At 36.3% G+C, this 11770-nt stretch carries 13 protein-coding genes and 4 tRNA genes; 9 read left to right on the forward strand and 8 right to left on the reverse strand.

From position 1 onward, the window contains the following. Positions 1-96: 96 nt before the first annotated feature. Positions 97-780: a bifunctional protein-disulfide isomerase/oxidoreductase DsbC gene (gene dsbC / locus DYE60_RS05670; protein ID WP_115315664.1), complete on the reverse strand. Its 684-nt coding sequence runs from the start codon at positions 778-780 to the stop codon at positions 97-99. 11 nt (positions 781-791) lie between these two features. Then, positions 792-2048, reverse strand: a complete 1257-nt coding sequence (gene mepM / locus DYE60_RS05675; protein ID WP_245942684.1) for a murein DD-endopeptidase MepM — start codon at positions 2046-2048, stop codon at positions 792-794. 347 nt (positions 2049-2395) lie between these two features. Here mepM and znuC point away from each other — a divergent pair, with 347 nt between their 5' ends. From znuC to cdd, 9 genes are all read left to right on the forward strand, one after another. Beyond that, positions 2396-3157 carry a zinc ABC transporter ATP-binding protein ZnuC gene (gene znuC, locus DYE60_RS05680; RefSeq protein WP_115315665.1) on the forward strand — a complete coding sequence of 254 codons (762 nt, stop codon included), beginning with the start codon at positions 2396-2398 and terminating at the stop codon, positions 3155-3157. A 9-nt stretch (positions 3158-3166) separates the two neighbouring features. Then, entirely contained in the window at positions 3167-3949 is a 783-nt protein-coding gene (znuB, locus tag DYE60_RS05685) for a zinc ABC transporter permease subunit ZnuB (RefSeq protein ID WP_115315666.1), read from the forward strand. A 93-nt stretch (positions 3950-4042) separates the two neighbouring features. Next, complete coding sequence (locus DYE60_RS05690; protein ID WP_115315667.1) at positions 4043-4843, forward strand: class II glutamine amidotransferase; 801 nt, start codon at positions 4043-4045, stop codon at positions 4841-4843. A 41-nt stretch (positions 4844-4884) separates the two neighbouring features. Then, on the forward strand, positions 4885-5274 hold the full coding sequence (locus tag DYE60_RS05695; RefSeq protein WP_115315668.1) for a RidA family protein: 390 nt from the start codon (positions 4885-4887) through the stop codon (positions 5272-5274). Further along, a complete protein-coding gene (gene pgeF / locus DYE60_RS05700; protein WP_115315669.1) occupies positions 5274-6026 on the forward strand; it encodes a peptidoglycan editing factor PgeF in 753 nt (250 codons plus the stop codon). The genes DYE60_RS05695 and pgeF overlap by 1 nt, the downstream gene beginning before the upstream one ends. A gap of 55 nt (positions 6027-6081) precedes the next feature. Next, positions 6082-6903, forward strand: coding sequence for a D-hexose-6-phosphate mutarotase (locus DYE60_RS05705; protein WP_115315670.1), 822 nt, complete (start codon positions 6082-6084; stop codon positions 6901-6903). Positions 6904-6907: 4 nt separating this feature from the next. Continuing rightward, a complete protein-coding gene (gene gntR, locus DYE60_RS05710; RefSeq protein WP_115315671.1) occupies positions 6908-7906 on the forward strand; it encodes a gluconate operon transcriptional repressor GntR in 999 nt (332 codons plus the stop codon). Between the two features lie 250 nt (positions 7907-8156). Continuing rightward, positions 8157-8525: a dihydroneopterin aldolase gene (folB, locus tag DYE60_RS05715; RefSeq protein WP_115315672.1), complete on the forward strand. Its 369-nt coding sequence runs from the start codon at positions 8157-8159 to the stop codon at positions 8523-8525. A 10-nt stretch (positions 8526-8535) separates the two neighbouring features. Beyond that, positions 8536-9432, forward strand: coding sequence for a cytidine deaminase (gene cdd, locus DYE60_RS05720; protein ID WP_115315673.1), 897 nt, complete (start codon positions 8536-8538; stop codon positions 9430-9432). Between the two features lie 56 nt (positions 9433-9488). Here cdd and DYE60_RS05725 read toward each other — a convergent pair whose 3' ends face one another. From DYE60_RS05725 to aroE, 6 genes are all read right to left on the reverse strand, one after another. Next, the gene (locus tag DYE60_RS05725; protein ID WP_115315674.1) at positions 9489-10148 is read right to left on the reverse strand and encodes a YiaD family glycine zipper/OmpA-like lipoprotein; all 660 of its coding nucleotides are present in this window, start codon (positions 10146-10148) and stop codon (positions 9489-9491) included. A 246-nt stretch (positions 10149-10394) separates the two neighbouring features. Then, positions 10395-10469 (reverse strand) — tRNA-Gln (locus DYE60_RS05730). A 45-nt stretch (positions 10470-10514) separates the two neighbouring features. After that, positions 10515-10589, reverse strand: a tRNA-Gln gene (locus DYE60_RS05735). A gap of 27 nt (positions 10590-10616) precedes the next feature. After that, positions 10617-10701, reverse strand: a tRNA-Leu gene (locus tag DYE60_RS05740). A gap of 15 nt (positions 10702-10716) precedes the next feature. Next, positions 10717-10793, reverse strand: a tRNA-Met gene (locus DYE60_RS05745). Between the two features lie 148 nt (positions 10794-10941). Then, on the reverse strand, positions 10942-11769 hold the full coding sequence (gene aroE, locus DYE60_RS05750) for a shikimate dehydrogenase (protein WP_115315675.1): 828 nt from the start codon (positions 11767-11769) through the stop codon (positions 10942-10944). Position 11770 lies beyond the last annotated feature (1 nt).

An 11770-nucleotide genomic window follows, 5' to 3' on the forward strand; every position in this document is an offset into this window, starting at 1 on the left:
AAATTATAGCTTAAAAAAGCTAAAAAGAGAAAAGAAGCGGTCAGATTTATTGTTCTTTTTGCAAAAATGAAGTAAATCTGACCGCTTAAACAAGAATTATTTTTCTAACATTTGTAGTAATTGTTTTGGTTCTACATATCCACCAATGACTTCACCTTCTGATGTGATGATATTCGGAGTACCACGAATACCAAATTTAATCCCCAAATCATACTGTTTTTTGATCAGTTTAGGCGTAAGTTGTTTCGCTGGCAAATGTCCGCTTTCAGCTTGATGTAAGCTATGGTTACGATCTTCTGCTTGCCAAATAGCTTCCATCTGACGTGCTGTTTGACTTCTTAACCCCGCACGAGGAAATGCAAGATAGCGAATCGTAATGCCTAAATCATTATATTCTTTCATTTGTGAATGTAATAACTTGCAATATCCACAACTAATATCTGTAAATACCGTCACAGTATGTTTCTGATTCTTGGCAGGAAAAATAATCATTTCCTTTTTCATACTTTCAAGCTCTGCCATCAATGGACGATTGGTAATATCACTTACTGTGCCATCTTTTAGTTCTAACACGCTTCCTTCAATCACAAAGCGTCCATCTTCACTAATTTGCAATACCCCTTGATCCGATACAACAGATCTGAAATTTGGTAACGGCGAATCACTAATTTTAATATTAGTCGCCCCCATTTTTTCTAACTGATCTTGTAGTTTTGCATCATCAGCGAATACGCTTGTTGCAATTAACAATCCAAGCAATGTTGCTACCTTCTTTTTCATTCTTTAGATCCTTATTTAAATTTTGCTATTACTTTTTTTACTTTTGTTAAATAGGCTTTACGTTCTTTGTTTGACATTACTGAATGTGAAGCAATACCAGGTAAATGCACCGTCATTGGGTTAACCGCTCGCCCATTGATATGGAATTCATAATGTAAATGAGGTCCTGTAGAACGCCCTGTATTCCCAGAGTAAGCAATATGTTGCCCTTTCTTCACTTTTTGTCCAATTTTAACTAATGAACGACTTAAATGCATATACACAGTTTCATATTTTGAACCGTGTTTAATTTTAATATATTTGCCCGCACCATTACGTTGATATGCCACTCGTGTAACAACACCATCAGCGGGTGCAATAACTAACGTACCAATTTTAAGCCCAAAATCCACCCCTTTATGTGGTCTCACTCTGCGTGTAATAGGATGGCGGCGATGCAAATTAAAATGTGAACTAATTCGAGGTCTAAAACGTAATGGATAACGTGAGAATTGTGATTTATTTATTACAGCACCATTCTCACCATAATAATGGCCATTATCAGCCAAGATTGAATAATAAACTTCTTTACCACGAATGAGACGTAACGCTTCAACTTTTCCTAAGGTGACTAATTTATCATCGATAAATTCGCAATTTGCTAGCACCTCAATCTTATCACCGTTACGTAAATGCTTTAATGAGAGCTGTGGTTTTAGCCCTTGAACTAACTGATAAACTTGACGAGAAGATAAACCTAATTTTTGCAAGCTTGAACTGAGATTACCTGAAACTTTCCCTTTTAAAACTTTCTCTTTCCAAATGCCTTTTTTAACAAGCACTTCACGTTTAAATTTATCTTGTGCAACTAATTGGAAAACTTGCTCTTCTCTATAAGAGACGAGCCAATCCATATACTCAATATCACCATCATTATTAGTGACCCAATAGAACTGTTGACCAGCTTTTAAATGGGCTAAATCAGGAAAATCCTGTAATAATTTTTGTGCAATTTCAGGATCTAATCCTTGATGTTCAAAAATAGTTTTTAATGTATCATTTTGCGTAACAATATGATTGAATTGATCGTTGATATGTAAATCTTCATTATCTTGTTTCGGTATTATTTCAGGCTTTTTTTCAACAGTGTCATCCTGATTTTCTCCGCTTTCTTTAATATCATTCGCTTCTTCTTTTTCTACTGCATTTTCTTTCTCAGCAGTATCACTTTTATCGATCTCTATGTTTGTTGAATCATCGCTAATATCATCAACGGAGAAATCATCCATAGGTAACTCATAGCTTGTTTTTATATCGTTAATGGGTTCAGATTCTGTTTGATAATTTTTTAGCGTTATAACAATACTAATAAACAAGAAAACAAACACTATAACAAAGGTAATTTTCTTCCTGAATTGTTTCTTTTTTGAAAGTGTTGAAGGTAAAATTATAGGTTTCAATTTCATATCCCGATTTAATTCTGAGTATCTAGTTATAATTATTAAAAAATGCGATTGCGGATTATACACCCTAATAGAGAATTATTTTAGTTTTTATTTCATAAAATGTTGCGACTTTTTCTAAAATCCGTTAGCTTTATCACATTTCTCAACCCTAGAAAATTTTTTTGCAAAAAATGACTAAAATTACACCGCTTATTTCATTGAAAAATATCAATGTTTATTTCAATACCCAACACGTATTACAAAATATCCATTTAGATATTTACCCAAATACGATAACCACCATTGTAGGCCCAAATGGTGGGGGAAAATCAACACTACTCAAAGTATTGTTAAAATTACTTCCGCCAAAGAGTGGCGAGGTTATTCACGCTAAGAATTTGAAAATAGGTTACGTCCCTCAAAAATTGCATATTGAAAATTCAATGCCAATGAGTGTCGTTAAATTTTTGTCATTAAAACCACAATCGACAAAGAAAATGATTCAAGATGTGTTAGCCCTATTTTCAATTGAACACCTTGCAGAAAATCAGTTACAGAAACTCTCAGGGGGTGAAATGCAACGTGTATTACTCGCCCGAGCAATGTTAAATTCGCCACAAATTTTGATTTTGGACGAACCAATGCAAGGGGTTGATATCACAGGGCAAACGGAACTTTATCAACTTTTAAATAAAATGCGTTCGTTACTAAATTGTGCCATTTTAATGGTCTCCCACGATCTCAATATTGTGATGGCAAACACCGATGAAGTGTTGTGTGTAAATCATCATATTTGTTGCTCTGGTACACCTGAAAAAATTACAAATGATCCCAAATTTATTGATTTCTTTGGGGATCAATTTGCGAAAAATATCGCACTTTACTCACATCATCACAATCATCATCACGACTTACACGGCGATGTTTGTACAAATTGTCATTGCAAAGATTAAGGTTTAGTTATGTTTGAAATTTTATTTCCAGCTTGGTTAGCTGGCACGCTACTGGCGTTTATTACAGCCCCTCTTGGCTCTTTTGTTGTATGGCGAAAAATGGCTTATTTTGGCGATACCCTCTCTCATTCTGCATTACTCGGTGTGGCATTAGGCATATTTTTACAAATCAATCCTTATATTGCTGTTATTTTGATGACCATTATTCTCGCCTTGATTCTCGCTTGGCTGGAACATCGAACAGATTTTGCCGTTGATACAATGCTTGGTATTATCGCCCACAGCTGCCTTTCTTTGGGGGTTATTACGATTAGCTTATTGGATAACGTAAGAGTAGATTTAATGGCTTATCTATTCGGGGATCTGCTCGCAATTGATTTCTATGATGTCAAAATCATTGCCATTGGCGTTATTTTTATCGCCTCATTACTCGGGTATTTTTGGAAAAAACTACTTTCAATTACCATTAGCCCAGAATTGGCTCAAATTGAAGGCTTAAATGTGACTCGATTACGTTTATTACTGATGTTATTAACCGCATTAACCATTGCACTGAGTATGAAATTTGTCGGTGCATTGATAATCACATCATTACTGATTATCCCTTGTGCAACAGCAAGACGATTTGCAAAAAGTCCTGAAAATATGACCGCTTATGCGATCTTATTTAGCGTGCTTTCTGTTACTGGCGGACTGCTCTTTTCAGGGCTTAAAGATACCCCAGCAGGGCCTTCTGTTGTAATTTGTGCCGCAACAATTTTTATGCTTTCCCTTTGGAAAAAAGAGCGTTAATATTGCTGGTAAAAATTAAACATTTTTTTATTACTACTGTATAATATGCACCCTATAAACAAGAATAAAATTTAAAGCAAACGGAAACAAACAATGTGCCAATTATTAGGAATGAATTGCAATACACCAACAGATATTTCTTTTTCTTTTGAAGGATTTCGACGTCGTGCCGGCGTCACAGATAAACACTCAGACGGTTTTGGTATCGCCTTTTTTGAAGGTAAAGGCGTTCGAATTTTTAGAGATAATCAACCCGCTGCATTTTCGCCATTAGGTGATGTGGTTAAAAATTATCGTATTAAATCCTTTAATGTGATCGCTCATATCCGCCAAGCGACGCAAGGGGCGGTGAATATTGAAAATACCCACCCTTTTATTCGTGAAATTTGGGGTGAAAACTGGGTGTTTGCCCATAATGGTACAGTTGAAGATTTAGAAATTTGCCCAAATAATCATTATCAGCCGATAGGTACAACGGATTCGGAACGTGCTTTTTGTTGTATGGCAGCAGAATTAAAAAAACGCTTTTCAGAAAAACCAACAGAGCGTGAACTTTTTAATGCGGTAGTGGATATTTCAGAAGAAATTGCGACAAAAGGAGTGTTTAATTTTATCCTTTCTAATGGTGAATGGATGATTGCTCGCTGTGCCACAAAACTGCATTATGTCACACGTAAACACCCATTTAGCAAAGTATTTCGTGAAGATGATGTTGTGATTGATTTTAGTCAATACACCACAGAACAAGATAAAGTGACCATTATCACCACTCAACCGCTCACTAAAAATGAAGAATGGATAGAAATGAAAAATGGTGGCTATGTTTTCTTTAAAGATGGTGACAAAGTCTTTGAAATCGTCGGGACGTTACCACCTTGTAAAGCACACGTGTAATTTATTTAACTAGGTTTATTTAAACTCAAAGGAGAATTAAAATGACTCAATTTATCCATACAGAAAAAGCCCCTGCTGCAATCGGTCCTTATGTACAAGCCGTTGATTTAGGCAATATGATCATCACATCTGGTCAGTTACCTATCGATCCAGCCACCGGCGAATTTCCAGCGGATATCGTAAAACAAGCACGTCAATCTCTTGAAAATGTGAAAGCGATTGTTGAGCAAGCAGGTTTGAGCGTGGCGGACATTGTGAAAACAACCATTTTCGTTAAAGATTTAAACGATTTTGCCGCAGTTAATGCAGAATATGATGCCTTCTTTAAAGAAAATAATCACCCTCAATTCCCTGCTCGTTCTTGTGTGGAAGTGGCTCGTTTACCAAAAGACGCGGGCATTGAAATTGAAGCTATCGCTGTAAGAAAATAATGACAAATATTCGTGTTATCCAACCAAGTTGGGATATACCAAAACACATTCAGGCTTTCACTACCTTGCGAACAGGTGGCGAAAGCCTTTTCCCTTTTGATAGCTTAAATTTAGGCGATCACGTGGGGGATGACCCCATTGCCGTAGCTAATAATCGTAAGCGGTTACTTTTATCACAAAATTTACCAAATCCACCGATTTATCTGACCCAAACCCACAGCACCCGAGTGATTACCCTCCCCTATTCAGGCGATAATTTAGAGGCAGATGCGGTTTATACCCATCAACCAAATCAAGTTTGCTTAGTGATGACGGCAGATTGTTTGCCTGTGTTATTTTGTAATAAAGAGGGAACGGAAGTCGCGGCAGCTCACGCAGGCTGGCGAGGTTTATGCGATGGAATTTTAGAAGAAACCGTTAAGAAATTTCAAAGCCTTGCTTCTGAAATCAGTGTATGGCTCGCCCCAGCAATCAGTCAAAAAGCCTTTCAAGTTGGTGATGATGTACGAGAACAATTTTGTGATGTCGATCCACAAGCGATCTCCGCCTTTAAAGCAGATCCTAATGAAAAAGGAAAATATTTTGCGGATCTTTATCAGCTCGCCACGCAACGTTTAAACACATTAGGCATTACGCAAATTTCTGGCGGTGAGCATTGCACATATAGTGAAAAAAATAAGTTTTTCTCTTATCGCCGTGATGGACAAACAGGCAGAATGGCAAGCCTGATTTGGATAAAACCGCAAATATAAGCGGTCATATTTTATCAAGAATTTACAAAAATAAAAAAATCAAAGGATCATTAAAATGTTAAACATTCAACCTCAATTTATCAAACAAATCGCCCCAACGCTTAGCTTACAGCAATATAATGAAATTCCTATGATCGTCTTAGATCATCCCGTTGGACAAGCGATCATTTCACTACAAGGGGCACATTTATTAAGTTGGCAGCCTAAACACACCGCTCAAAATGTACTCTGGTTGAGTGAGGTTGAACCCTTTAAACTTGGCACTGCGATTCGTGGCGGTGTACCGGTTTGTTATCCTTGGTTTGGCGGTAAAAGCTCGCCTTCGCACGGCTATGCTCGCATTTCAATGTGGCAATTAAGTGATTATCAAATCACTGAAGACAACGCAACATTAGCATTTTCACTTTTTTCTGATGATGATCTGATTGAAGCAAAAATCACAATGACGTTTTCAGATAGCTGTGAACTTAACTTTAAACACTATGGCGTGGAAAATGCCGAAGTGGCATTGCATAGCTATTTTAATATCGCAGATATCAATCCTATCTCGGTGGAAGGTTTGCCAACAAGTTGCTTCAATTCACTGACCCAACAACCAGAACAAGTGCCTTCGCCACGCCAAGTTGCTGAAAATATTGACTGTATTTATGCGATTTCAAACAATGCAACGCATCACATTGTTGATCCTATTTATCAACGTAATATTGAAATCTCTCATAAAAATGCAAGTAATACCGTATTTTGGAATCCGTGGCATAAAGCAACCAGCGGAATGAGTGAAGAGGGTTATAAAACAATGGTTTGTGTGGAAACTGCCCGTATTGATAAACCGTTATCACAAAGTGATCAGGTTTCAGTTATCATCAAAGTAGCTTAGTAGAATGACAAAAAACAAACGCCCAACATTACAAGATATTGCCTCACATTTAGGGATTACTAAGATGACGGTAAGCCGTTATTTGCGTAATCCTGATTCAGTGGCAGAGGCAACGCGTAAAAAGATAGCTGTTGCGATTGAAGAATTCGGCTATATTCCAAATCGAGCCCCTGATATTCTTTCTAATGCCAAAAGCCACGCTATTGGTGTGCTTGTTCCTTCTTTAACCAACCAAGTGTTTGCTAATGTGATTAAAGGCATTGAAACCGTTACCGATCCTGCTGGCTATCAAACAATGCTTGCTCACTACGGTTATAGCATTAAAAAAGAAGAACAACGTATTGAAAGTTTGCTTTCTTATAATGTTGATGGCTTGATTTTGTCTGAAAATCATCATAGCCCTCGTACCTTAAAAATGCTGAAAACAGCGAATATTCCCGTGATAGAAATTATGGAATGCTCAGAGATTGGGGGATATCAAGCTATCGGTTTTGATAATGTGGCAGCCGCTCAATCAATGACTGAAACTATCATAAATAGAGGGCATAAAAATATTGTCTATTTTTGTGCGAGAATGGATAAACGTACCCAACTGAAAATGCAAGGCTATCAACAAGCAATGCAAAAACACGCTTTAACACCACGCTGTATCATTACGGAAGAATCCTCATCTTTCAGCTTAGGGGCGAAACAATTACACCAAGCATTAAAACAATATCCTGATATAAATGGGATTTTTTGCACCAATGATGACTTAGCCATCGGGGCATTATTTGAATGTCAGCGTTTGGGTATTGCAGTACCAAAGCAAATTGCCATCGCAGGCTTTCACGGACACAATGTCGGTCAATCAATGACACCTCAACTTGCCACCGTTATCACGCCTCGTTTGGAAATCGGCAAAGTTGCTGCAACGCAATTGTTAGAACGTTTAAATAATCACCCCCAACAAAGCCATATTATCAATTTAGGCTATCAAATTCATTTAGGCGAAAGTATTTAACTAAACAAAAGCTTACATCGAAAAATAGAATGTAAGAAATCGCACAAACTATTGTGAATATAATCACGTTTATATTGCAATATATAGAAAATATGGTATCTTTGCCACGCGGTCAGTTGTCTCTATATTCTTGCCTATCAATCATCAGAAAAGCGAATAACGTTATTGCAACTGGCTTTATATTTCTAACAAAAACTACAATTATTGTAATAAATTTAGGGTGCTATCACTTAATAATTAAAACCGATCAATGATGGATATTATATTTATAAAAGAACTTACTGTTTTTGCCTCTGTGGGCGTTTATGACTGGGAAAAAACGATTAAACAACGTTTAGTGTTTAATATTGAGATGGCGTGGGATTTTGAAAAAGCGGCTCAATCGGATGATGTTGCAAACTGTTTAAACTATGCAACTGTTTCTCAAGCTGTTATCAAATTTGTAGAATCACAACATTTTGATCTAGTTGAAACTATCGCTTACCGATTAGTAAAATTATTAAAAGTAAGATTTAATATTCCGTGGATCAAAATTGAGTTGCACAAGCCACAAGCTGTTGCACAAGCTAACAGCGTTGGCGTAATTGTAGAAAGAGGATCAAGATTAGTGCATAAATAGGAGGGTAATTATGCAAAATAACACTATCTCAGAACGTTTAATGCAATTAGCACAACAAGAAAATAACGCTGTCGTTTCAGCTATTATTGATCACCTCTCAATTCATTCTTTTAAAGGACAATTATCAGCAAATACTGTTGAAGAATTTTGTCAAACATTCCAATTATCAACAATTGAACTAGCATTAAACTGTTTATCTATCGCAAGTTGCTATGGCCTAACACCAATTTCAAACTTTAATGTGGGGGCTGTTGCAATTGGAAAATCAGGAACATTTTATTTTGGAGCAAATCAAGAATATAACAGTGTAGCCATTGCACAAACCGTTCACGCTGAACAAAGTGCAATTAGCCATGCTTGGCACGCTGATGAAGAATCCATAACGGATATTGTTGTAAATTACACCCCTTGTGGACATTGTCGTCAATTTTTAAATGAGCTCAATGTATCCTCAAACTTAAAAGTCCACCTTCCTCATTCTCAAAATAATTTATTACATTCCTATTTACCTGATTCATTCGGTCCAAAAGATCTTAATATTTCAAAATTATTATTTGATGAACAAGATCATAAATTTACACTAAATCGTAATGACAATGTTGCTCAATCAGCATTACAAGCCTTAAATAAATCTCACGCACCTTATAGTCAGGCTTTCTGTGGTGTGGCTTTATCATTAGATAATGGCGAAGTTATTACAGGACGCTATGTAGAAAATGCCGCATTCAATCCTAGCTTCCCCCCATTACAGAGTGCATTAAACTATCGACGTTTAAATAGTTTAAGTGAAGTAAAAATCAATAGAATTGTGATGGTAGAGAAAGAAGCTGGTCTAAGCCATAAGCAAGTAACAGAAAGTCTTGCAAAAGCCTATTTAGATATTGATATAGAATATATTAAAATTTGATCCAAAATACATAAAGCCATTGTAAAACATCACAATGGCTTTTTTATCTTATCTAATCAATAAATTGGGCTATAAGCACTCTGCTCATTACCTTTTTCAATTGCACGAATATAAATTTCTGCACGACGATTCATCGCACGACCTTGCTCTGTATCATTATTAGCAATGGTGTGACTTTCGCCATAACCTGTTGCAACAATACGCCCAGCAACGACACCACGAGAAGCAAGGAAATTAGCTGCTGATTCAGCACGCTTTTGAGAAAGTGTTAAATTATAGCTATCGCTTCCTGTGCTATCAGTAAAGCCTAAAACGTGAATAGCTGTTGCTTTATATTTATTAAGTACATTCGCTACCGCACTTAAAGAATTCATAGCTCCTTGACTTAATTGAGCTTTATTTACAGCAAAAGTAATATCGCTTGGAATATTTAGCTTGATTGTTGAATCATTAATACGAGTAACAGAAATGCCTGATTTTTCCAATACTTTTTCTAAATCCTGTTGTTGCTGAGTCATATAATAAGTAATACCGCCACCAGCTAACGCCCCAAGAACCGCACCAACGTAGCGACCATTTTTATGATTAAATTGATGACCAATAACACCACCAGCAACAGCTCCACCCAAAGCACCGAGAGCAGTTTCTTGTTGTGGGGTTAATTGGCACCCTGCTAATGTAGTTGCGATAGCAATAGTGACTAATGTTTTCTTCATTATGATTTCTCCTTATTATTTTATCTTTTACACCCCGATGGCTTGAAGATAGAAATAGATTAAAAGTAGTCCAATTATTAGATAAGATTTTTGTAAAAAGTTCTATAAGATTAAATACATCTAAAATAATAGTTACATATTGTTGTATAAGCGGTTAGATTTTAGCTAAAATTTACAATTTAACATACAATAAAACAAATTATTTTATGTAACAGAAAAGTTAATTTACAGAGTGAAGAGAATGAATGGCTGGGGTACTAGGATTCGAACCTAGGGATGCTGAGATCAAAACCCAGTGCCTTACCGCTTGGCGATACCCCAAAAAAAGAAAAAACTAACAAAAGTTAGTTTAACATTAGGTTAATATGGCTGGGGTACTAGGATTCGAACCTAGGGATGCTGAGATCAAAACCCAGTGCCTTACCGCTTGGCGATACCCCAAAAACCTTAAAATACAAACCGAAAAAATGGTGCGGAAGGAGGGACTTGAACCCACACACCTCGCGGCGCCAGAACCTAAATCTGGTGCGTCTACCAATTTCGCCACTTCCGCAGTTAAAAATAAAAATGGTGGCTATGACGAGATTCGAACTTGTGACCCCAACATTATGAGTGTTGTGCTCTAACCAGCTGAGCTACATAGCCATTTTTATTTTCTGCTTTACCATATCGGCTTTGCGGGGTGTATTATGCTGATTTAGGGAGGGTTCGTCAAATACTTTTTTATTAAAAATTCAGTTTTTTGTATCGTTTGAATGTAAAATCAACATTTTGTTTTCAATTTATCCATTATTTATATTTTCTTATCTATTTTTCTTCTGATTTCTTGTAGAACTAGTTCTATTTCTGGCTGTATTTGTTCCCAAATATAAAAAGAATATCCTGCCTGAGCCACTAACATTCCTAATCCATCTTGAATATTTTGTTCTTTATTTTTCTTCGCATAGTTAAGAAAGGCGGTATTCATATTGGGTGCATACTGCATATCATAAATTTTTGTATTTTTTTGAAAAAGATTTTCTGGTAATACAATACATTGCCCTTGTAAGCCAGCAGAAGTTGCATTGATAATCAAATCAAAAGAGTTGGTTTGTAGTTCATCAAAAGAGTTCACGCCAATATTGCCATATTTTGCAAATTTCTCTGATAATTTAACCGCTTTACTAAAAGTTCGATTATAAATAGTTATCTTCTGTTGTACTTTTAACAGAGGATACAAAACACCTTGTGTTGCTCCGCCAGCCCCTAAGATAAGAACCTTTTGATTTTTTGATAACCAACCTAATCGCTTCAAGTCAAAAATAAGCCCCATTCCATCGGTATTATCTGCATATAATCGCCCATCTGATAACTTTTTCAAGGTATTACAAGCTTCTGCTAATAAACAATATTCACTATGCTCATCAGCAAGCTGAAAGGCTACTTCCTTAAAGGGTGCTGTTATATTTGCTCCCTTTGCCCCTAATTCAAAAAATTGTGAGATCTGTTGTTTAAATAAGGTGTTATCCCCTTGTTGAGCAACATATTCGATTTGTTTATTTGTTTGTTTGGCAAAATGTTGATGAATAACTGGGGATAGACTATGTTTAATAGGATTCCCCCAAACAGCATAACGATTCATA

The organism is Phocoenobacter uteri, from assembly GCF_900454895.1.
Lineage (GTDB): Bacteria > Pseudomonadota > Gammaproteobacteria > Enterobacterales > Pasteurellaceae > Phocoenobacter > Phocoenobacter uteri.